Raw genomic sequence first — 22,372 nt, forward strand, 5'->3', positions numbered from 1 at the left:
CCGGACGGGAATGACGTGGCGCACGGCGGCAATCCCAACGTCAACCCCAACACCCCCGGCGGGCAGGCGTCCCCCGGCATCGGCGGCACCTCCTCCACCGACGTCACCCCCGCCTGGGGCGAGTCGCTCCCCGGCTGGGTGGACACCTTCATCGCCATGATCGCGGCGGGGCAGAGCTGGCCCAAGGCCAGCGAGAGCATGCTGTGGGAGCTCGCCAAGGAGCACCAGGCGCTCGGCGGCGGGCTGCAGGAGTCGGTGGACCCCGGCATCGCCGCCGGCAGGGCCGTCCTTGCCGGATGGCAGGTTCCCGCCACTCCGCTGTACGTCGAGCAGGCCAACCAGGTGCTCAAGGGTGACGGAGGCGTGCTGGGGCTGGCGCTCGCGCACCAGGCCAAGGCGCTGCAGGTCGACGACTTCGCGCGCGAGACGCAGTACTCCAAGATCTCGATCAACGTGGCCTTCTGGGTGGGGGTCACGGCCGCCGCCATCGCGCTGCTCAGCATGGGCGCCGGCGTGCCGCTGCTCGGCCCGATCGCCGCCTCCACCCGCGCGGCCATCTGGCGGATCCTCCAGCGGCTCGCGGCGGTCGCCGGGCGCGACCTCGGCGCCGGCGTCACCGCGCGGCTCGCGGCGGGCCGGCTGGCCCAGACCGGCGCCCACAGCCTCGCCCGCACGATGCTCGCCAGCCACCTCGGACGGGAGATCATCGAGGAGATCGGCGAAGAGGTCTTCATCGACGCCTACAGCCAGCACAAGCAGATGGAGATGGGCACCCGCACGAGCTGGGACTGGAGCAAGACCTCCGCCTCGGCGATCGGCGCGGGCGGCGGCGCGGTGGCCGGCATGAAGGTGGCCGCCCCGCTTCTGTCGCGGTACGGCGGGCGCGTCCCGGTGCTGAGCCGGCTGGACGACCTGGCGCGCAACGGGTCGGGAGCCTCCAGCAGGCTGGCCGGGTTCGGGCGCGACGCCATGCAGACCGGGCTGAACAACATGGTCGCCTCGCCCGCCGGCAGCTTCCTGGCCAACGGGGTGGTCTACAACGAGTGGAACCCGCTCACCGCGCTCGGCCCCGACGCCCTCGCGGGCGCCTTCATGGGCGGCGCCGGCCGCACGCGGACGATCAGCCCGTTCAACCCCGACGTCTTCCACGCGGTCACCCACCCGGCGCAGACCCTGCACGCCGCCACCACGGCCGACGCCCAGGCCCGCGCCACCACCCTCTCCAGCACCGGCCCGGCGACCAATCCCTCCCCCGCCCCCGGCGCCGCCCCGCCCTCCGTCTCCAACCCTGCATCCTCCGGCCCCGCGGCTTCCTCCAACTCCGGCCCCGCAGGCCCCTCCAGCACCAGCACCGGCACCGGCACCGGCCAGCCCCTCACGGGATCCTCCGGCCAGAGCCCCGCGCCCCCCGGCGGCGCCGCCCCTCCGGCCACCCTCTCCACCGGCAACCCCCCTCCGTCCGGCACAGCCCAGCCCGCCCAGACCAGCGGCACCGGCCAATCCGCCCAAACCGCAGGGACGGGCCAGCCTGCCCAAACCGGAGGAACAGGCCAGGCCACGCAGTCCGGCGGCACGGGCCAGCCCAACCAGACCGGAGGGACAGGCCAGCCCAACCAGACTGGAGGGACGGGCCAGCCTGCCCAGACCGGGGGCACCGGTCACTCCACCCAGAGCAGCGCCGCGAGCCAGTCCAACCAGACCGGACCAGGCAGCCCCCCGCCACCCGGCACCGGACAGACCGCGTCCTCGGGCGGCTCCACGGGGCAGTCCGCCGCCAACCCCGCTCCGTCCGGGGATCCGTCCGGTAGCGGCTCCACCTCGACCTCCACGACCGGCGGCCCCGCCGCTCCGGGCACCGACCCGGCCGGCACCGGCACCGGCACGCCCGGAACCGGCCCTACCGGTGCCGGAGGTGGGCAGTCGTCCACGTCTACGGGTGCTCCGTCCGGCAATGGGCCGGCCACCTCCGCGCCCTCGCCTCAGGGGCCCGATCCCCATGCCCAGGCGTCCCCCCAGCAGGCGCCCCCGCCCACCACGGCCGCGCCGTCCGGCACGGGGACGAGCGCCGCCGGCCCCGTCCCCGGCGGTCCGAACGCTTCCGGACCCGTCACCGGCGCCCCGAACGTCACCGGTCCCGGCACCCCGAACGCGTCCGCCCCGGTCCCCGGCACCCCGAACGCGTCGGCGCCGCAGGGGTCACCGTCGCCCGCTCCGGCGGGAACGGGCGTGCCCGCGACCTCGGGCGCCACCCCGGCCGCAGGACTGGCCCCGGCCACGGGGGTGGTTCCGGCGGGCGGCCCGGGTCCGGTCGTGGCCGCCGCTGGTCCGGCGCCGCTGTTCATGCCGGGCATGCCCTCCGTCCAGGTGACACCCGCGGCAACGCCTTCCCCGGTCACCCCTTCCGGAATCCCGCTCCGGACGACCCCCGCCGGGACGGCTCCCCAGGCCGCGGCCGGCGGGGCCCCGTCCGTGCAGACGACCCCCGCCGGAACTCCTCCACAGGTCGCGCCGGGCGCGGCCCCGTCCGTGCAGACCACGCCCGCCGGGACGCCTCCCCAGGTCGGGGCTGGTGGGGTGCCGCCCGTCTCGGGCGGGGGCACTTCCGCCGCCGGCGCCACCTCTCCCGACCCCGCGCACACCGTCACCGCCGTGCTCAGCGACATGCTCCCGCTGGTCGACCCAAACGCGCTGCCGCTCGACGACGGTTCCCTCCGAGTGACGGGCCCCGACGGGCGACCCCACCTGGTCCGCGCCGATGCCGTCCGCCGCATCACCCGGAATCTGGGCGTGCGGGTCATGGACGGCGTCCAGGACCAGCGGCTGCGGGCCGAGGCGGCGGCCCGGCTCGGCGCGGCCATATCGCGGTCCGCCGGCCTGCCGCCGATGGCGGGCTCGCTGAACGCGCTCGGCCGGCTCGCCGACGCCTCCCCCGGCGCCCTGGACGCCCTCGCCGACGTGGCCCGCGAGGTCGTCGGCGACCGCTGGGGCCGTCTGCGCGCCACCGACCTCACCGAGGCCGCGCACCGGGTGGTGAAGGAGGCGAACGGCGGCCTGCCGGAGGAGTCGTCCGACTACGACGTGATGCGCACTGGTCCGCTGGACGAGCAGCGGAAGGCCGTCTCCGAGCGCGCCGCGACCCTCGCCGACGACCTCGCCGCCCCAGCCGCCGCCACCGCCGCGCAGACCACCTCCACGGGGACAGGTGCGGGCACCGGCACGACCACGCAGGCCACCCCGGCCCCGGCGGGCACCGCCCCGTCCCCCGTCGCCCCCGCCACGCGATCCGCCCCTGCGCCCACAGGTACGAGCACTCCCACCGGTTCGCAGGCCGCTCCCGCGTCGACCGGGACGAGCACCGGTCCGCAGGCGGCTCCCGCTGTGGCCGGGACGAACGCCCCGTCCGCCGTCGCGACGAGCGGCGGGCCGTCCACGACCACGCAGGCCGGGCCGAACGCGACCGCGCAGGCCGGACCGAACACGAGCCTGGGGCAGGTCGTCCCAGGCGGCGCGGAGACGCGGCCCGCGCAAGGGGTCGTCCGGCGGTTCCTTAGGGCCGCGCTGAACCCGTTCCCGTCGAGGGGCGGGGCTCTGGCACCGGACGTGGAGGCGCGGTACGCGGAGTACCGGCACCTGGCCGAGCGCTGGTCGCACGCCGCACCCGATCAGCGAGACCACTACGAACGCCAGATCAGGACGCTCATCACCCGACTGTCGGACCAAGGACGCCCCGCGCCGGTGCCGCCGTGGGACACCGGCCGCGTCCACACCGTCGTCCCCACCACGATCGCCCAGACCCAGCCGGTCCAGGCGACGCAGACCCAGGGGACGCAGACCCAGGGGACGCAGACCCAAGGAACGCCGGCGGGGAACCAAGGCCAGGGGGCCCTGTCTCAGGCAACCCCAGCCCAGGGAACCCAAGCGCAGGGGACGCAGCCCTCGGCACCCCCGGCTCAGGGGACGCAGGCGGGGGTGGCGCTGCCGGGGCCGCTGGTCGAACTGGTGGAGCGGGTAGAGCGGGTGCGCGAGTCGCTTCGGCAGGTCGAGGACGGGCAGCGGGCGCGGGAGGCCCCGAACCGGAAGAGGGCCGATGACGCCGCCGAGCGGGCCGGCACGGCCCACGACAACGCGGAGAAGGCCGACGCCGAGGAGGACGCCTGGCACGTCGACCGGGCACGCGACGCCCGCTCCACCAAGCGACTGGAGGAGATCGCCGCCGAGCACTACGGCCGCATCGCCGACGCCTACGGCGAGGCCGCCGTCCTGGCGCAGGAGGTGGCCGCCGCCTACGCGAGGGTGGCGGAGACGCTGGAGCGGCTCGCCGCGGCCCAGACGCCGGCCTCCCCGGCACAGGCATCGGCCTCTCCAACCCACGCGTCGACCTCTCCCACCCAGACGTCGGCCACTCCGGCACAGGCATCGGCCTCTCCAACCCACGCGTCGGCTTCTCCCGCGCAGGCGTCGGCCTCTTCCGCGCAGGCGTCGGCCTCTTCCGTTTCTGAGCTGGTCGCGCGGGTCGCGGAGCAGGTCCGGGAGGCCGACGCCGCGTTCGAGCGCTACCGGGAGGCGGTGAAGGCCGCCCGGCCTCCGGACGCCGTGCTGCCGGTGGGCATCCCGAGCGGCCGGCTGCCGTACCTGACGCGGCTGACGAACGCGGTGAACCAGGTGCTCGCCGACCGGGGCGTCGACGAGAGGGTCCGCCCTGCCGAGCTGGTGTGGACGCTGCGCGCGGACTTCCAGCAGCTCGCCTCGCCCGACGGCGTGGTGCTGCGCGTCGGGCACGGGACGGCGGGCGAGGTGCGGATCCGTCTGGAGATGGGCGAGCCGGTCGAGGTGCCCGACCCCGGCCGCGTGTCCTCGGAGATGATGCAGGGCCTGCTGCCCCAGGGCGGGAGCTGGATGGCGGCGACCGTGGTGCGCATGCTCAGCGCGTCCTTCGGCCTGAACCTGGCGACGGTCGCCGCGCTGGCGACGCCCGGCGGCGGGCTGGTGGGCCTGCTCGGCGGCCTGGCCAAGTACGTCGGGCTGAGCGTGCGCCACAACGTCGGCCGCTCCTCCACCACGACGGGGTCGCACGCCGAGTACGTCCTGCCCGGTCAGGTCGCCGACAACCGGGGCGACGCCACGCTGTTCCACGTACCGGTGGCCTACACGGTCGACGCGCGCGTCCCGGGCGGTCGCGGCGGGAGCCCGGAGTGGATGGCGGCGGCCCGGGTCACCGAGGGCGCGGGCAACGACAAGACCGGCCTTGACCTGTGGCTGTCGCACGCCCACACCGAGCACCCGCCCGACGCGCCGTTCAGGTTGCCCGAAGACCAGGTAGGCGACGCCCGGTTCCCCCGGTACGTCCCCCTCCACACCGAGGGTCTGGAGGGGCTGGCCGACCAGGCGGTGGCCACGGAGGGCACGGACGGCAGGCCGCTGCGGCGCGCGACCCGCGACCAGGTGCGCGCGATCATCACCCAGGAGCTCCCGGGCCATCTCACCGAGGCGGTCGACGACGAGCAGGGGTTCGTCCGGATCATCACCGACGGCGGGCGCAGCGGCGTGCTGCGCGTGAGGTCGCGGGTGGTGTCGGAGTCGATGGCGTCCCGCCCGGGATGGAAGCAGTTCCAGGAGTGGCTCGGCGTCAGCTTCTCCGGCGCCACCGGCGCCATGTCGGCCGGTCGTTCCTCGGGGCTCGGCACGACCGGAGGCGTCGGGCTCACCGACGACACCGCCCCCTCGAACGGGTGGCACGGCCTGGGGGTGCGGCTGAACGCCGGCTTCCGGCGGGCGTGGTCGCGCTCGGACGGCGTGTCGGCCGGCGGGGTGTCCATCTACCCGCTCGTGCGCCGCTGGATGGGGCGCACCAACCTGCAGGACGTGACGCTGCACCACGACGTCACGGTCTATTTCTTCGACGAGGGCGGCCCCCGGCCGGAGGTCTCCGGCGACACGCGGATGCTGCTGCAGGTGCCCGAGCCGGACGCGGGCCGCGCGGGGTGGGCGGTCGACGCGGACGCCCCGTCCAGGGACGAGGCGGGCGAGCAGCGCGCGAACGCCGACGGCTCGCCGAGGTTCCGCGACGACCCCGATCCCGCGCCGCCGCCGGGCCGGACCACCGACGCACCGGTCTGGATGGGGAGCAACGCGGACCAGATGCGCGGCGCCGGTCCGTCCACGGTGTACCTGGACGCGGTCGAGGTGCACCGCAGGCGCGAGGAGGTCATGAGGAACCTGCGCGCGGCCGGCCTGCTGCCCGGGATCGGGCCGGACGGGCTGCCCAGGCCGTCGGTGGACCCCCTGGAGCGGGACGCCCAGCTCGCCAACCTGCGCGAGGTGACCGAGCAGTTCTCGGTGAACGCCCTGCAGACCCGCGTCGACCAGGCCGCGCAGGACGGCATCCACCTGGACCTGGTGCGCGCGAGCCTCGGGGAGAGCATCCGGCACTACACGCTGCGGGTGAGCCTGGTGGACACCGGCCGCTCGGACTACGCGGGGTGGTCCGAGGCCGAGGGCCACGTGGCGCTGAACATCAGCTCCAACACCACCGTGCGGTCCAGGAGCAGGTCCAGAACCTGGATCGCCTCGCTGTCCTTCGCCTTCAAGCCGCTGGTCAAGCTGGCCGCGAAGCTCGGCAAGCACTGGACCGGCGCCGAGTTCGGCTGGGAGGGCGGCATGAGCCGCTCCACCGGCTGGGGCTCCGGCTACACCCTGAACGAGGTGACGCTGATCGAGGGAACGCCGGTGGCGGAGTTCCGGCGCGCCTACACGATGCGGGCCGACCTGGTGGAGAAGGGGCGGACCCGCTCGCTGCTGTCGCCGGAGTCGCTGGCCGCGCCGGTGTCCGCGCGGATGCTGGTGCCGGCCGACCTGCTCGCCCAGCGGCAGGCGGTGACCAGCCCGGTGGCGCCGCACCCGACCACCCCGGAGCTCATCCGGCGCTCGATCCTGCTGAACATGGACCTGCGCGACGTCCTGCCCGCGATGCTCAACGTCGTCCCTGAGGCGGCGCGCGCGGACGCGGAGACCCGGCACATGCTGGCGGCGCTGGCCAACGTCCGCACGATCATCTCCGACACCTCGTGGCTGGGCGGCGAGCAGCGCGCCGACTTCCTCGTGCGGGCGGAGGGCGCCCGGCCGCGGCGCGGCTGGGTGGCCGTGCGCGTGGAGCTGGGCGAGTCGGAGTGGGTGGCGGTCAACAACCTGACCACCGCCGACATCCACCTCGCGCTGAGCAGCACCTCGACGAACTCCGGCGGCTCCCACAGCAACGCGGTGAACGCCTCGGCCGGCGCGGCGGGGCGCCTGGCGGCCGATCTGGGCGGCGGCGTCAACGGGTCGGCGACCAGGAACGCCGGTCACTCCACCGGCCGCACCCTCATCGCCGGCGACGAGCCGATCATCGTGGACACCGGCAAGCAGTACGGCTACCGCGTCCCGGTGACGGTCTACGTGACCGGGGGCATGGAGGGCTCGGAGACGCGGCCGGCCGAGGTGGTCCCGAACGGCAGCATCATGTACGACCTGCCGGAACAGGACGCCCTCACGCTGTACGGGCACGGCGAGATGCCGCTGCCGCTGCACGCGGTGGCCGACGCGATGGAGCGCTTCCTCAACGGCCACCTGAAGTTCGACGCGCCCATGGCGATGCGGCTGGCCCGTCAGTACGTCAAGGACCGGCAGGCCGCTCTGGCCGACCCGAACCCGCCGGACATCCCGCTGCTGGCCAAGCACACCCCCGAGGCGCTGTTCGAGGGCATCAGCGCCCGCCTGCTCAAGGAGCTGAACAAGCCGGCCGCCGACCTCGACGATCTGCTCGACCCGGCGCGCACCGCCCAGAAGGTCAAGGTGGCGATGCCCGCGTACTCCCGCGACCGGCTCGGCACGACGGCCGTCCAGTCGATCAGGCTGCGCACGGCCGACGGCCGTGCGGTGGAGATGCTGGACGCGGTGGTCGACCAGGTCCTTGCCGCGGTCCCGGACGCCCGGCTCACCGACCCGGTGATGATCCGCGCGCTGGTCGGCATGTTCGCCGGCGACAACTGGTGGGGCACCATCGAGAACCAGCTGTCGCCGCACGGCTTCGAGTGGGAGATGCCGGTGCGGGTCGGCCGACACAAGACCAAGCTGGTGCGAATCACCCTGCGGAGCGGGTTCGACGGCGACACGGTCGAGCGCGAGGGGCGCAACGACGCCAAGGTCTTCATCCGCCAGAAGTACGGCTACGAGAGCGTCGAGGAGTCGGCCTCGGCCGGATCGTCGTTCGGCGCCGGCGTGAACGGCGGCGTGTCGGGAGGCGGCAACGGCGGGAAGGCGACGGCCGGCAGCCATCGCGGCCACACGCGGTCCACCTCAAGGGGCGTGCAGCTCACCCAGCTGTACGGCGTGGCCTCCTTCGACGGCGGCGACCTGGTCAGCCACCCCGTGACCGTCGCCGTCAGCGCGAAAGTGGTGCCGATGCCCCCGGGGCGGTCCGGCAACCGGCTGACCCAGCCGGTGCGTTCGTTGTTCCAGCGCACCGGAAGCGCGGTGTACCGGGGCGTCGCGCGGGGCGCGCGGGCGGCGGCCGGAGTGCTGCCCTGGGTGCGTCCGGTGGCGCCGATCCTGGCCGATCCCGCGCCGCTGGTGCTGACGGGCACGGCCGTGCGGCTGGTGGAGGACGGCCTCACCGTGCCGGCCGACCAGGTGCCGGCGCCGACGCCGCGCGTCCCCGACCCGCGCCCGCTGGAGCTGCCGGAGGCGATCTTCCCGGTGGAGACGGTCGCCGACGGGCTCATCGACGCGGTGCGCGCCCGGCTCGCGCGCCCGGACCTGCTCGGGCCGGTGGGCGTGCAGGAGCAGTGGACCCGCATCGCCCACGCGCTGTCGCGGATGGCGCTGAACGCCAACCTGGAGCTGATCACCTCACCGGACGGCCACCCCGTCCTGCGCGTCCCCCTGCACGGGAACAAGGTGGTGGACGTGTGGATCCACGCCACGCCCTCCGAGGAGGAGATGGTCGTCGGCGAGCGGGAGAATCTCGAGAACCGCCAGGTCAAGCGCCGCCAGGAGACGTACGGGACGGCCTCGGAGCGCAATCGTCTGTCGCCGGCGAGCCGCGGCGTGGAGGGCGCGCAGGACGGCTGGGGCACCGGCCAAGGCGTGTCCACCGGCGACCAGGCGGGCCAGCGGGTCTCCTCCTCCGGCGGCGCGCGCAAGGAGAAGAGCGGCTTCGAGAAGGGCCCGGCGGTGACGCTGAGCACCCGCCTGGACCTGGCGGTCTCCTTCAGGGTGTCCACCGTGCGGAACGACGGCGGCGAGCGCCCGGGCAGGGCGGTCGAGCTGCCCGGGTCGGTCACCGGCCACGCCGTGGTGATGATGGCCACCCGCGACTACGAGGCCATGCTGCGGCGCCGGCGGCACGAGCCGGGCAGGGGCTGGTCGTTCGACGAGGACGGCTCCTCCGCCGAGCGCCGTCCGCGCCGGCGGCGCCCGCTCGCCGGACGCGCGCCGTGGACCTCCGCCGGGCGCGGGCCCGCGACGTTGGACCAGGTGGTGGACGCGGCGCGGAGCCGGCCGGAGTTCGCCACCGCCCCGGTCCGCGCGGTGGCCGAGGAACTGCGCGGGCGCCTGCCGCGTCCCGGCTCGGGCGAGACGCTGACCCTCAGCACCTCCGCGCGACCGGCCGACCTGCCCATCCCGCTCGCCTGGGCGCGGCTGCTCGCCCGCGAGCTGCGCGTCGACGTGCGCATCGACGTGCAGGAGCCCGGCGGACTGGTCCGCGGGTACACGGCCGACACGAGGGGCCGGCTGGCCGGCGACATCCCCGACGGCGGGTTCGCGGCGGCGCTCGCCGCGCTGCCGACCGAGGTGGCCGCCACGGCGGTGGCCCACGGGCTGGACCTGCGCCCGCTGTTCAACCGGACCGCCGTGCGCGGCGACTTCGCCGAACAGGTCACCGCCGAGCTCGAAACCCTCGGGGCGAGCGTGCCCCAGCGGCCGGCGCCGATCTTCCCGCGCCCGCTGTGGGGTCCGGGCCCGGAGGAGAGCGCCAACACCATGCTGGGCAGCCTGGGCGTCCGCGCCCCGGTGGACCCGGGGTCGGGCTTCGTCAGGGACAGGGCGCCGGAGTCCGGGCCGCTCGACGAGGCCGAACTGCGCACCGCCTGGCAGGACGTCCAGGCCGACGACCTCGGCGTGGACGTCCGCGCCTCGGCGTGGCCGGACGGCGACCCGGTGCTGACCGTCACCACCGGGGGGCCGCTCGGCGAGGTGCGCTTCCGCCCCGAGGTGGCCGGGGTCCCGGCCGACCGGATGGCGAGCACGGACCTGGACTCCGGCTCCCCGTACGTCGTGCGCATCGACCCTGACACCCCGGCCCACCTGGTCGCGCGGACGCTGGTCCACGAGGTGGGCCACGCGATCCGCGAGCTGGCCGCGCGCGCGGGCGGCGCCCCGCAGGGCGTGCTGCGGCCGTCCCTGGCCGCGGCGAGCCCGGCGGGCGCGCCCGTGCCCACGACCGACGCGTGCGCCGAGGCGCGGGTGGACGAGTACCGTTACCTTTCACGCAAGTGGACGCAGGCTCCGGCGGACCGGCGGCCAGGGCTGCGCGCGCAGATCGAGGGGCTGGCCCGGCTGGTGGAGGGCCGCGGGCTCACTCCCCCGCCGCCGCCGTGGTCGGGCCCCCCGCCGTCGGTGCCGCGCCAGAGGCCGAGCATCGGCAGCCTGCTCAACGCGTCCACGCCCCCCGGTCCCGCCGCCGGCCCACCTCCCGCGGCCACCGGCCCCGCCAATGCCCCGGCGAACGGCACCACCGGACCGCTTCCCGCCGCGAACGGCACGACCGGAGCACCACCCACCGCGAACGCGACCAGTGGAGCACCACCCGCCGGTAGCGCGACCTCTGGAGCGCCCTCCATGGGGAGCGGCACCACCGCAGGCCCTTCCGCGGGGAACGGCACCACCGCAGGGCCTCCCGCAGGAAACGGGACCGCCGCGACGCCTTCCGCGGGCAACGGGGCGGGGAACGGCCCGGCGGGCGGCGGGACGCCGGCGGCGGGCGAGTCGCGGCAGGAGTTCTGGGCGCGGATGCGGCGGATGAGCAACACCACCGGCTGGATCCCGCCGGAGGAGGACCCCCTTCGGCGACCGGCACCGTCGCCGTCGGGCGCGGCCTCGGCCTCGGCCCCGGCACGGCCGCCGTCGCCGTTCGCCTCGCCCTCCGAACTGGGCGAACCGGTGGGGCGGCCGGTGAGGGTACGGCACGACGACACTCTGACGACCATCGCGCGCCGCTGGCTCGGGCCGGGCGCCACCGACGGCGAGGTGGCGCGGGCCGCACGGGACTGGTACCAGGCGAACCGGGACCTGATCGGGGACGACCCCGACCTGCTGACGCCCGGGCAGACGCTGACGCCGCCGAAGCGAGGAAGCACGGTATGACGCTCCCAGTGGCCCGCACCAGGGACGAGGCCCACCTGTACCTGGACCTGCACCCGTGCGAGCGGTGCGGGTCGGTCGAGACGACGTGGGAGCACGCGCTGGTCGCCGCGCCGGAGGGCCTGGCGGCGCGCTACGCCGGCGCGTGCGCGGGCTGCGGCGCCGAGCGACGGCACCTGTTCGGGCTGCCGGAGCGCGAGGTGGGCGCCGGGCCGTTCCCCACGTTCGGCGGCCCCGAGCCCTCGCAGCTCCTGGACGCCGGCGAGTGGCTGTGGGTGGCCGACCTGACGGCGGGCAACGTCCCGGCCGATGACCCCGACGCGGCGCGGCAGGCGCTCGCCATCGCGGTGGCGGCGGTCGAGGAGGTGGTGAAGTTCGTGCCGCCGGGCGAGGATCAGGTACCCGAGCGGGCGTTCTGGACCGACCTCGGCCGGCAGGTGCGCGGCGCGGAGCCCGGCCGGTTCCAGGTGGACCGCCTGCTCGTGGTGCGCGACGCCTACCGCCGCCTCGCCGGGTGACGACAGGACGACCGCCGCCGGCACCGGCCCCGCTGCCGATATGGTCGAAGGCCCCGGGCCGGCCGCAGAGGAAGGGACTGCATGTCACCGCTTCGCGCCAGAACGCTCACCGAGGCGCACCTCTACATCACGCTCACCGTGAGCCGGGACGACCCCGGCCGCGCCGCCGAGCCCGAGCGCGACTACGAGGCCCACACGACGCTGACCGAGGGCCAGGACGGGTGGACGTTGCGGTTCGACGGGCAGGCGCTCGGCCTGGCACTGGGCGTCGAGGTCGTGGTGCCGTACGAGGCGGAGGCCGAGGCCCGCCGCGACCGGCTGCGTTTCGGGTCCGGGCGCTCGGAGCTGATCGACGCCGGCCAGTGGCGGGTGCTCGGCGCCGCCTACGCGCGGCGGGCCATGCGCGAGGACCTGCTGTTCGCCGCCTCCCCCGATGACCCTGAGCGCTTCCAGGGCGTGGTGCGCGCATGGGAGTGGGCCCGCGACGCGACCGCCGAGGTGGCCAGGTTCCTGCCTCCGGGCGCCGCCGCAGTGCCCGCCTCGGCGTTCTGGACCGGCCACGGCGCGGCGATCCACCGCGAGGCGCCGCAGCGCTTCACCCGCGCGTCCCTGGAGGGCGACATCGCCGCCTACCAGGAGACCCTGGACGACTTCATCGTGACCAACACCGGCCGCGACGCCTGACGCTCAGGACGGCAGGCTCACCGGTTCGGGCAGGGGGAACAGGCCGACGAACCGTTCGGCCAGGTCTTCGCGGCCGTCGAGTGCGAGGTCTCCGGCGCGGAGCGCGTCGGCGAGCGTGCGTTCCCCGCGCAGCAAGGCGGCCAGCCTGGCCGCGCCGGTCGCGATGGTGACGTCGGCCTGGTCGGGCTCACCGCGGGCGAGGGTGAGCCCGCCATCGGCGATGTCGACGCGGAAGCGGTTCTCGCCCAGTTGGAGCGCGAAGGTGGCGTGGAGCCCCTGCGCGGCCCGCGGGTCGAACAGGGTCCTGAGGGACAGCATCAGCGAGTCCACGCCGATGCCGGCGTCCTTGCTCAGGGTCGGTGAGCGACTGCTCCATCGGCTGAGCTGGAGAATGATCGGCTCCAGCTCAGCGCCCCAGTCGGTCAGCTCGTACACCCACGAACTCGCCGGTGGCGGGAGTTTGCGGCGCCGCACGATGCCGGTGTCGCCCAGTTCGCGAAGCCGCTGGGTCAGCATGTCGGCGCTGGCGGCCGGCATGCCCTCGCGCAGATCGGTGAAGCGTTTGGGGCCGAGCAGCAGTTCGCGCACGACCAACAGCGCCCACCGCTCGCCGATCAGGTCCAGGCCGTGCGCCACGGCGCAGCCGTCGTCGTACTTCCGCTTGCCCGCCATACCGGACAGGCTACCAGTCGATCGGTAATCAAAACTATGGAGTTGTTTTTTCCAACTAACTAATTGTACCGTCCTACCGCGTCGAGGGATCAGCGACGCGTGAACCCCAGACCCGGCCGTACACGACAGGAGACCCGACCATGCCTCAGCTGTTGATCGAAGCCCCCATCGGGATCGGCGACGCCGCCAAGCAAGCGATGGTGACCGACCTCACCGCGGCGATCGACGCGGCCTACCACATCCCCGACATCCGGATCTGGCTGCGGGAATACGCGCCCGAGAACGTGGCCCACGACGGACGCCTCAACGCCGAGCCGATCAAGCCGCTCCTCTTCCTCGAAGCCCCCGAGCTCGCCGACCTCGACGTGAAGAGGACGATGACCGAGAAGATCCTCGCCGCGATCAGCGACGCCTACGACGGTCTGGCCAACACCAAGGAGACCCTCCTGCTGATGAACCACTACCCGCTGGAGAACGCGGGCTGGGGCGGCAAGCTCCACTCCGACAACCCCGAGATCGTCCAGGCCGTGGCACAGCTCAACGGGTAACCCGCGAGGCGACGGAAGGGGTGTGCGCCACGGGCCGGCACACTCCTTCCGCGTCGGGCACGCGGCTCAAGGGGCGCGGTCAGGCCGGTTTGATCGAGCGGGTGCCGTGGATGAGGAGCTTGGTGACCCATGTCTCCCAGTCGGTCGGGACAGGGTTGGACCCCGGGTCCTGCTCCAGGTTGCCGACGATGCTGTAGGTCGCCGAGCCGGTCATCCGGGCGGCGAAGCTCCCCCAGCGCCCGCCAGGCAGGAAGGGCACCAGCGCGACCGAGTCGGCGGCGGCGTCGAAGGCGAGGTTCGCCACGAACGCCTGGCCGAACTCGACGGCGTTGGTGCGCAGCGACAGCACGTCGCGGCCGTCGGCGTCCTTGCGCACTCCCGAGGCGGCGTAGATGCCGGCCTGGATCACCTGCTGGCCCCCGGCGTAGGCGACGCTGTCGATCGTGTAGTAGAAGGCGTTCTGGACGATCTTGGAGACGCCGATGTTGAAGATCTTCAGCTGGCTGCGGGCCAGCGAGGTGAAGTACTTCTGCACCGCCTGCTCGGCGAACCTCGCCATCCCCGCGGTCGGCCAGGCGTACATGGTGGTGAACAGCATGTTCGCCCACGCCTGCACCGCCATGACGACCAGCAGGTGCCGCGTGGTGTCGATGTACTGGGCGTAGGCGCGGCACGCCGCGGCGGCCCGGCGGCAGTAGTCCGCGACGTCGGGCGGGTACCCGGAGAAACCGTCCGGCCGGAAGGCGGTCAGCGGCGTCGGCGAGCCCTGCCACATGGACCTGAACGCCTCGACGCCCGGCCCGGAATTCCCGGTCCACACCTGCCTGGCCGCCTCGTCGGCGGCGATGATCCCGTCGTCGATGCTCTTGGCCAGCCCCTCCAGGGTGCCGGCGGCGGTCCGCAGGCCGTCGGGGTCGCCCTCGGGCCACTGGACGCCCAGCATCGCCGAGACGAACGCCCCGTGCGCCGCCGTGGCGACGGTGAGGGTGGTGCCGGCGGGATGCTTTCCGGCCGTCCTGCCGAAGGCCGCCAGCGGCGCTCTGAGCATGGCGAAGGACGGGCTCACCTCACCTCCGCCTTGGTGACCGGGACGGCGAACCCCTGGGCGTCGACCGCCTGCGCGAGCCTTCCCACGGTGGCCCAGTCGGCGGTCTCGAGGTTGGCCCCGGCCTGCGCGAGGTTGTCGCCGATGCGGTCGTAGGCGGCCGTGATGTTCCCGCAGTGCCGCACGATCTCCTCGGTGGCCGCCCGGAAGCCCTTGCGCCCCTCGGCGCCCTCGTAGAAGACGTGGCCGTGCTCGTCGTCGCCCCAGAAGTGGCCGAGCCCCGAGAGTGCGGCCATCGCGGCCTTGAGCGCCGTGCCCAGGTGGTCGCGCTGGAGGTGGAAGTCGTCCTGGCGCCGGGTCAGGACGGCCGGCGCGACGTCCGTCACGACGCCCGGCCGGCCGTCTCCGTACACGTCCGTTCCCGCCACCGGCGCCTCCGCGGTCCCATGTCCACCTGGTTCCCCAGAATGGTAGAAAGGTCGGGTTTCGCCGGATTTGCAATCTTCGATCTTCCTGGATATCCCGGAAGTGAGCGCCACGACACGCCCCCGACATCCCCCTCGCGCGGCGCACGGGCCGCGACCCGCGAAACCCGGCACGATCGGCACCGGCCATGCGGGCGCCGGCGGGACGGGGCGCGGGCAGGCCGCGAGTTCCCGGGGGCGCGATGACGGCGCCCTCAGTAGCCGCGGTAGCCCGTGCCGTTCTTCGTGCCGACCACTCCGGGGACGTTGGAGACCGATCCGTACCGCTCGATGGCGTACCGCACGCCGGCGATGATGTTGTCCACCGGGTTGTAGATGTCGCGGTGCCCGGGAAGCGACCACCGGTCGAAGGTCGGGTCGATGGTCTGCATCAGGCCTTTGGACGGAGTGCCCGCCGCCGCGTTGGAGTCCCAGTTGTTGATCGCGTTCGGGTTGCCGCCCGACTCGTGCTGAATGATCATCCAGATGTCGCTCGGGTTCATCTTGTCCACGGGGTAGCCGGCGGCTCGCAGGATCTCGATCGCCTGCTGGATCCACTCGGCCACCTGGCCCTTGGGCGCGGGCCCGCCCCCCGGCGGCGGCGGGCCGCTGGAACCGTACCCGCCGAACCCCCCGCTCCCGCCCCCGGAGTCGCCGTAGGATCCGCGGCCGAAGTACTGGTCGTACTCGCTCTTCGGCACCGGAACCCACTCGGTGACGCGGCCGGGCCCCGGGACGAACGACTGGTCCCCGGCGGCGGGGATGTCGGCGAACGCGGGCGTGGCCTCCTTGAGGTGCTTGGCGATGTCGCCGCGGGCGGTGTTCAGCGCGCTCTCGGCCGTGCCGACGTAGGTCCGCGCCAGGGCGGTGTACTGCCCGGCCTCCTTGGTGATGCCCGCCTTGAGGTCGTCCTCGGTGGCGTGCGGGTTCAGCCGGCGGTACTCGGCGGTCCAGGCCAGCAGGTCGTCGCACGCGCCGTTGACGTTGCGCTTCGCGGTCTCCACCGCGCCCGCCACCGTGTCCAGGCAGTCGGCGCAGGACGCGAGCGCGCCGTGCAGGGAGTCGCCCGCGCGCCCGTACCGGGCCATGTAGGTCACGAACGCGTCGGCCGAGGCGCCCTTCCAGGCGGCGTCAACCTGGGACAGGGCCTTCCCGAGCGTGTTGAGCCGCTCGACGGTGTGGCCGCCCGCCGTGCGCCAGCGCTTGGCGAGCTCCCGGATCGCCGCCGGGTCGCCCTGCACCTTGCGCGCCAGCGCGGCCAGCTCCTGGCCGCCCGGCAACCCCGCCACGGCGTCGATGTCCGTCAACGTCGCGGGTCCTTCTCCCCGCCGCTCACGTGAACCGCCGGAAGGAGATGGGCTGCCGGCCGGCGACGTCCTGGATCTTGACCACGTCCCCGGAGTGCGGCGCGGCGATCATCTTGCCGTCGCCCATGTAGACGGCGCAGTGGGTCGGCGGCTCGCCGAAGAACACGATGTCGCCCGGTTGCGGCGGCCCGGTGATCGGCTTGCCGCTGGCCCAGTAACCGGCGGCGGTGGCATCGCCGATCTTGATGCCCGCCTCGTTCAGTGAGGCGTGCACCAGCCCGCTGCAGTCGAAGGCGTCCGGCCCGTCCGCGCCCCAGACGTAGGGCTTGCCCAGGTGGCTGCGGGCGGCGGCCACGATGTCGGCGCCGGTGCCGTTGCCGGTCACCTCGAACGGAATGGCGCGCGGCGCCGCGCCCCCGCCCTGCCCACCACCCTGTCCGCCGCCGGAGCCGCCCCCCGAATCGCCGCCGTAGGTGACCGGTGTGGCCCCGGGCGGCGTGTCGGTGCCGGCGAGCGTGGTGGTGCGCTTGGGGTCCAGCGGCGTCGGCCGCCACTCGGTGGTGTGACCCGGCCCGGGGACGAACGCCTGCCGGTCGGCCGCCGGGATGGAGGCGAAGGTGGGGTAAGCCTGCCCGACGTGCTTGCCGATGTCGGTGCGCGCGGTGGACAGCGCCGTCTCGGCCGTCTCGACCTGCTCCTTCGCCTTGTGGACGGCGAGCCGCACCTCGCGGGTGATGCCCGGCTTGAGCTGGTCCTCGGTGGCGTGCGGGTTGAGGCGGCGGTACTCGGCGACCCACGCCAGCAGGTCGTCGCACGTCTGGACGACGTTCTTCCTGGCCGTGCGCACCGCGCCCGCCGCCGAGTCCAGGCAGCCCGCGCAGTTCACCAGCACCTCGCGCAGGGAGTCGCCCGCGCGGCCGTAGCGGTTCATGTAGGCGACGAAGGCGTCGGCCGAGTCGCCCTCCCAGGCGTCGTCCATGGTCCGCAGCGCCGTGCCGAGGGCGCGCAGCTTCTCGACCGAGCCGGAGGCCGCCGTGCGCCAGCGCTTGGCGATCGCCTCGACCGCCGCGGGGTCGCCGTCGGTCTTCTTCAGCAGGGCGGCCAGTTCCTGACCTTCGGGTAGCGCGGCCACCGCGTCGGCGTCCGTCATACCTTCGGCAGATTCTTCTTGGTGCCGTGCTCGGCGCTCTTGACGTTGGTCTCGACGGTGTCCAGCGCGCGTTCGACCCCGTCGAGGCGGGTCTTGACCGTGCCGAGCTCCTCGTCCGCGTGGCTCTCCACCGAGCCGATGGCCGTCACCAGCTCGGCGGCGCCGGTCAGCGTGCCGAACATCGAGGAGGTGGCGGCGTTCTTGGCGGGGAAGTCATCGCCGATGGAGGCGAGCTTGCCTGCCTGGGTGTTGACGGCGACGCGGAGCTTGGCCAGCGCGTCGTAGTTCACGTCGAGACTCACCGGGGCCGGCTCCCTCCGTCGTCGGCCAGGACCATCCAGCGGCTCGGTCCCGGGCCCGACGCCCACCGTGCGCTCGGAACCGCCAACGAGCGATCATATCCGGCTAGGCCGATCATGGGCCATGAATCACCCCGAAAAGGTCACTCCCCTGTGCTCGGCGCGGACGGCGGCAGGAACGCGGTCTGGATCAGCCGGGAGCCGTACCGGCGGTCCACGTAGTAGGCCCGGCCCGGCGGCAGCGGGTGCGGGCGCACGCCGAACAGCACGCCCTCGTCCTTGTCGCCCGACAGGATCACCGCCGGGCTCGCCATGTCCTTCAGGCGCTGCATGACCGGGTCGAACATGCCCCGCCCCGCCCCGCCCATGGCGCGGGACAGCACCAGGTGCAGGCCGATGTCCCTGGCCTGCGGCAGCAGGTCCAGAAGCGGCGCGAGCGGGTTGGCGCCGGTGGCCACCAGGTCGTAGTCGTCCACGATGAAGTACAGGTCGGCGCCCTTCCACCAGTTGCGCGCACGGAGCTGGTCGGGGGTGAGGTCGGCGGGCGGCAGCCGCTTGACCAGCGCCTCGCGCGCCTCGGCGACCATGTCGGCGGCCGTGGTGCTGGAGGCCGCGTACCCGATGCGGTGCTCGGTGTAGGCGGCGTCCAGCAGCGAGCGGCGGTAGTCGATGACGATGAGCCGCGCCCCGGTGGGGGCGTGCCGGGCGACGATGCCCTCGGCGACCAGCCGCAGCAGGTTGGACTTGCCGCTCTCGGTGTCGCCGATGACCGTCAGGTGCGGGTCGACGTCGAACTCCGCCAGCACCGGCGACAGCGTGGCCTCGTCGATGCCGAGGGGGATGCGCGCCCCGGTCTCCTCGACGCTCGGCAGCGTCTCCACCGGCAGCACCGACGGCAGCAGCCGCACGCGCGGGGCCGGCCGGCCGCGCCAGGCCTCCCGGACGCCGTCCACCAGGGCGCGGACGCCCACGGTCAGGTCGTCGGCCGTACGCACGCCGTCGATGCGCGGCAGCGCGCTGAGGAAGTGCAGGCCGTCGCGGGTCAGGCCGCGGCCGGGCACCCCCTCGGGCACCGCGAGCGCGGTCTTGCGGTTGACCTCCGACTCGTAGGCGTCGCCGAGCTTGAGCTCCAGCCGGGAGCCGAACAGGTCGCGGATGCCGGGCCGGAACTCCGACCACTTGTTGGTGGCGGCGACGATGTGGATGCCGTAGCCGAGGCCCCGGGCGGCCAGGTCGGTGATGGTCGGCTCCAGCGAGTCGAACTCCTGCCGCACGGTGAGCCAGCCGTCCACGACGAGGAACACATCGCCGTACTCGTTGTCGGCGATCTGGCCCTCGGCTATCTGGCGCCGGTAGGTGGCGATCGAGTCGATGCCCCGCTCGGCGAACTCGCGCTCGCGCTGGTGCAGCAGGCCGGTGACCTCGGCGACGGTGCGGCGCACCCGGTCGCCGTCGAGGCGGTTGGCGACGCCGCCCACGTGCGGCAGCCCCTCCAGCGAGCCCAGCGTGCCGCCGCCGAAGTCCAGGCAGTAGAACTGCACCTCGCGCGGGGTGTGGGTGAGCGACAGCCCGGCGATCAGCGTGCGCAGGATCGTGCTCTTGCCGCTCTGCGGCGAGCCGACGACGGCCAGGTGGCCGGCCGCGCCGGCCAGGTCGACGGCGAGCGGGTCGCGCCGCTGCTCGAACGGCCGGTCCACGATGCCGAGCACGGCGCGCAGCCTGCCGCGGCCGGCCCATCCGGCGGTGGTCAGGCCGTAGTCGGGGGTGATGCTCAGCGGCGGGAGCAGGTGGCTCAGCGTCAGCGGCTCGGCCAGCGGCGGCAGCCAGATGCGGTGCGCCGGCGGCCCGTACCCGTCGAACTGGCGGACCATGATGTCCAGCAGGCTGTCCCTGCCGACGACGGAGGGCTCCGGCTCGGGCTCGGGCTGCGCGGGGGCGACGGGCGGCGGGATGTAGGCCGGGCCGTACAGCACCACCTGCCGCTGCTCGGCGGCGCCGCGCCGCTCCTGGCGCGCCTCCTCGGCGTAGGGGCCGGACACGTAGGCGGCCTTGAAGCGGGTCATGCCGGTGGTGTCGAACTTCAGGTAGCCGTTGCCCGGCGCCGAGGGCAGCTCGTAGGCGTCGGCGACACCCAGCACCACCCGGCTCTCCATGGCCGAGAAGGTGCGCAGGCCGATGCGGTAGGACAGGTGGGTGTCCAGGCCGCGCAGCCGGCCCTCCTCAAGCCGCTGCGAGGCGAGCAGCAGGTGCACGCCGAGCGAACGGCCGAGCCGGCCGATCATCACGAACAGGTCGATGAAGTCGGGCTTGGCCGAGAGCAGCTCGCTGAACTCGTCCAGCACGACGAACAGCGTGGGCAGCGGCCGCAGGTCGACGCCCTGTTCCCTGGCGCGCTCGTAGTCGCGCAGGGAGGCGTAGTTGCCTGCCGAGCGCAGCAGTTCCTGGCGGCGCACCATCTCGCCGTGCAGGGCGTCGTACATGCGGTCGACCAGCGGAAGCTCGTCCTCCAGGTTGGTGATCACCGCGGAGACGTGCGGCAGCGACTCCATGCCGAGGAAGGTGGCGCCGCCCTTGAAGTCGACCAGGACGAAGTTGAGGATCTCGGAGGAGTGGGTCGAGGCCAGCCCGAGCACCAGGGTGCGCACCAGTTCGCTCTTGCCCGAGCCGGTCGCGCCGATGACCAGCCCGTGCGGCCCCATGCCGCCCTGGGCCGACTCCTTGATGTCCAGCTCAACCATGCGGCCGTCGGCGCCGAGCCCGATCGGCACCCGGAAGCGGTTGCGGGGCGCCCGGGGCCGCCACAGCGTCGCGATGTCCAGCCGGCGCGGGTCGGCCACGCCGAGCAGGTCGGCGAGGGTCATGTTGGAGGACAGGACGTCCTGGCTGTCGCCGCTCTTGGCCGTGGAGACGCGCAGCGGCGCGAGCTGGCGGGCCAGCCCGTCGGCCTGCAGGAACGACAGCCGGTCGGGGCGGCCGAGCCCGGTGACGATCTCCTTGCCCGCGTGGTCGAGCTGGACGCGGTTGAAGCGGTCGGCCAGCACCTCAAGGCGCAGGGTGACCCCCTCCTCGACCAGCGAGGTGGAGCCGCTCAGGTCGATGACGGTGACGCCCTGGATGGCGTCCGCGCCGAGCTGGGAGTCCTGCGGGATGTGCCCGCCGTCGACGATCACCACGTGGTAGGGCAGCGACTCCGGCGACAGGCCCTGCTTGAACCGGCCGCGGTCCTTCAGCTCGCCGCCGAGCAGTCGGTCGAGCTCGCGCAGGTCGTCGGCCATGAGCCTGACCGGCCCCGCGGCGTCGAACTCCTCCGGGTGCAGGGCGTGCGGCAGCCACTTGACCCACTCCCACTGGGCCATCCACTCCTTGCTGGCGCACACGGCCACCCGCATGTCGTCCGGGGAGTGGAACACCGCGAGCTGCGCGATCAGCGAGCGCACCAGGTCGCGGACGGCGGCGGGGTCGCCGGCGGGCAGGATGCGGGCGAAGGAGTGCAGCGCCATCGCGATCGGCAGGTCGTCCACGGTGGAGTGGGCCCTGATGAAGCGGCGCAGCGCCCCGGCCGACATGGCGTCGAGGTCCTCCACCGGCTTGGCGTCCGGCGCGATGAGCTGCACCGCGAGGCGCTGGGTGCCGGTGCCGACCCGGACGGCGGCGAAGTCGCCGTCGCGGGGCCGCCGCTCCCACAGGCGCGGTCCCATCGCGACCGCCCACAGCGTGCCGGGCTCGGGGCCGTTCCAGTCGAGCGCCTCGCGCTGCTGGCGCACGGCCCTGCGCACCTTGGCGCGGGTCTGCGACAGGTAGCGGAAGTAGTCGCGCCGCAGGCCGTTGAGCCGCATCTTGCGCTCGCCGGAGGCGCGGCCGAGCTGGCTCATGCTCATGCCCACCATGGACAGGGCGAACATGCCGCTGGCGACGTACATGATGGGGCTCCCGCCGCCGCCCCCGGTGAACATCAGCGCCATGGCGGCGCCGCCGGCGGCCATCGGCAGGAAGGTGAGGATCTGCATGAACCCGCCGGACATGGTCTCGGGGATCTCCGGCGGCGACTCCAGCAGGATCTCGCCTCGCGGCGGTGCCGGAGGCGGACGGCGCTCGGGTCGCCGGATGACGACTATGCCCACGTCGCTCCATGTTCGGATGGACCTGCCCCGGGGAGCCGGCGTACCGGAGGGCCGCGCGCCCCGTGAGGGCAGGGATGGGTCGTACCGGAGCCAACGGTAGCGAACTCCGATCACCGGGCCACCCTGGACCGGCAAACCTGGCGCATCCCGCAAAACATGCATAT

Annotated in this window: 11 protein-coding genes; 4 read left to right on the plus strand and 7 right to left on the minus strand. The window is 74.0% G+C overall.

The window, feature by feature from the left end:
- Positions 1 to 15: 15 nt before the first annotated feature.
- The 3 genes from ABZT47_RS01725 to ABZT47_RS01735 all read left to right on the plus strand — a co-directional run bounded on the left by ABZT47_RS01725 (position 16) and on the right by ABZT47_RS01735 (position 12,602).
- Positions 16 to 11,403 carry a hypothetical protein gene (locus ABZT47_RS01725; protein WP_354834977.1) on the plus strand — a complete coding sequence of 3,796 codons (11,388 nt, stop codon included), beginning with the start codon at positions 16 to 18 and terminating at the stop codon, positions 11,401 to 11,403.
- A complete protein-coding gene (locus ABZT47_RS01730; RefSeq protein ID WP_354834979.1) occupies positions 11,400 to 11,918 on the plus strand; it encodes a hypothetical protein in 519 nt (172 codons plus the stop codon). The genes ABZT47_RS01725 and ABZT47_RS01730 overlap by 4 nt, the downstream gene beginning before the upstream one ends.
- 81 nt (positions 11,919 to 11,999) lie before the next feature.
- The gene (locus tag ABZT47_RS01735) at positions 12,000 to 12,602 is read left to right on the plus strand and encodes a hypothetical protein (protein ID WP_354834981.1); all 603 of its coding nucleotides are present in this window, start codon (positions 12,000 to 12,002) and stop codon (positions 12,600 to 12,602) included.
- A 3-nt stretch (positions 12,603 to 12,605) separates the two neighbouring features.
- Here ABZT47_RS01735 and ABZT47_RS01740 read toward each other — a convergent pair whose 3' ends face one another.
- On the minus strand, positions 12,606 to 13,274 hold the full coding sequence (locus tag ABZT47_RS01740) for a winged helix-turn-helix transcriptional regulator (RefSeq protein ID WP_354834983.1): 669 nt from the start codon (positions 13,272 to 13,274) through the stop codon (positions 12,606 to 12,608).
- A 140-nt stretch (positions 13,275 to 13,414) separates the two neighbouring features.
- Between ABZT47_RS01740 and ABZT47_RS01745 the strand changes: the two genes are divergently transcribed.
- Positions 13,415 to 13,822 carry a hypothetical protein gene (locus ABZT47_RS01745; protein WP_354834985.1) on the plus strand — a complete coding sequence of 136 codons (408 nt, stop codon included), beginning with the start codon at positions 13,415 to 13,417 and terminating at the stop codon, positions 13,820 to 13,822.
- 79 nt (positions 13,823 to 13,901) lie between these two features.
- Here ABZT47_RS01745 and ABZT47_RS01750 read toward each other — a convergent pair whose 3' ends face one another.
- The 6 genes from ABZT47_RS01750 to eccCa all read right to left on the minus strand — a co-directional run bounded on the left by ABZT47_RS01750 (position 13,902) and on the right by eccCa (position 22,208).
- Positions 13,902 to 14,888, minus strand: coding sequence for a hypothetical protein (locus ABZT47_RS01750; RefSeq protein ID WP_354834987.1), 987 nt, complete (start codon positions 14,886 to 14,888; stop codon positions 13,902 to 13,904).
- Positions 14,885 to 15,295 (minus strand): hypothetical protein, encoded by a 411-nt coding sequence (locus ABZT47_RS01755; RefSeq protein WP_354834989.1) that lies wholly within the window; start codon positions 15,293 to 15,295, stop codon positions 14,885 to 14,887. The genes ABZT47_RS01750 and ABZT47_RS01755 overlap by 4 nt, the downstream gene beginning before the upstream one ends.
- Positions 15,296 to 15,546: 251 nt before the next feature.
- Positions 15,547 to 16,638: a transglycosylase SLT domain-containing protein gene (locus ABZT47_RS01760; protein ID WP_354834991.1), complete on the minus strand. Its 1,092-nt coding sequence runs from the start codon at positions 16,636 to 16,638 to the stop codon at positions 15,547 to 15,549.
- A gap of 25 nt (positions 16,639 to 16,663) precedes the next feature.
- Positions 16,664 to 17,788 carry an NlpC/P60 family protein gene (locus ABZT47_RS01765; protein WP_354834993.1) on the minus strand — a complete coding sequence of 375 codons (1,125 nt, stop codon included), beginning with the start codon at positions 17,786 to 17,788 and terminating at the stop codon, positions 16,664 to 16,666.
- On the minus strand, positions 17,785 to 18,090 hold the full coding sequence (locus ABZT47_RS01770) for a hypothetical protein (RefSeq protein ID WP_354834995.1): 306 nt from the start codon (positions 18,088 to 18,090) through the stop codon (positions 17,785 to 17,787). The genes ABZT47_RS01765 and ABZT47_RS01770 overlap by 4 nt, the downstream gene beginning before the upstream one ends.
- A 140-nt stretch (positions 18,091 to 18,230) precedes the next feature.
- Complete coding sequence (gene eccCa, locus ABZT47_RS01775) at positions 18,231 to 22,208, minus strand: type VII secretion protein EccCa (protein WP_354834997.1); 3,978 nt, start codon at positions 22,206 to 22,208, stop codon at positions 18,231 to 18,233.
- Positions 22,209 to 22,372: the final 164 nt, after the last annotated feature.

Source organism: Sphaerisporangium sp. NPDC005289, assembly GCF_040607455.1.
Lineage (GTDB): Bacteria > Actinomycetota > Actinomycetes > Streptosporangiales > Streptosporangiaceae > Sphaerisporangium > Sphaerisporangium rhizosphaerae.

Coding starts and splice junctions, on each gene's coding strand:
- ABZT47_RS01765 (WP_354834993.1), bottom strand. CDS start 17,788: ATGACGGACGCCGACGCGGTGGCCGCGCTACCCGAAGGTCAGGAACTG.
- ABZT47_RS01735 (WP_354834981.1), top strand. CDS start 12,000: ATGTCACCGCTTCGCGCCAGAACGCTCACCGAGGCGCACCTCTACATC.
- ABZT47_RS01745 (WP_354834985.1), top strand. CDS start 13,415: ATGCCTCAGCTGTTGATCGAAGCCCCCATCGGGATCGGCGACGCCGCC.
- ABZT47_RS01730 (WP_354834979.1), top strand. CDS start 11,400: ATGACGCTCCCAGTGGCCCGCACCAGGGACGAGGCCCACCTGTACCTG.
- ABZT47_RS01740 (WP_354834983.1), bottom strand. CDS start 13,274: ATGGCGGGCAAGCGGAAGTACGACGACGGCTGCGCCGTGGCGCACGGC.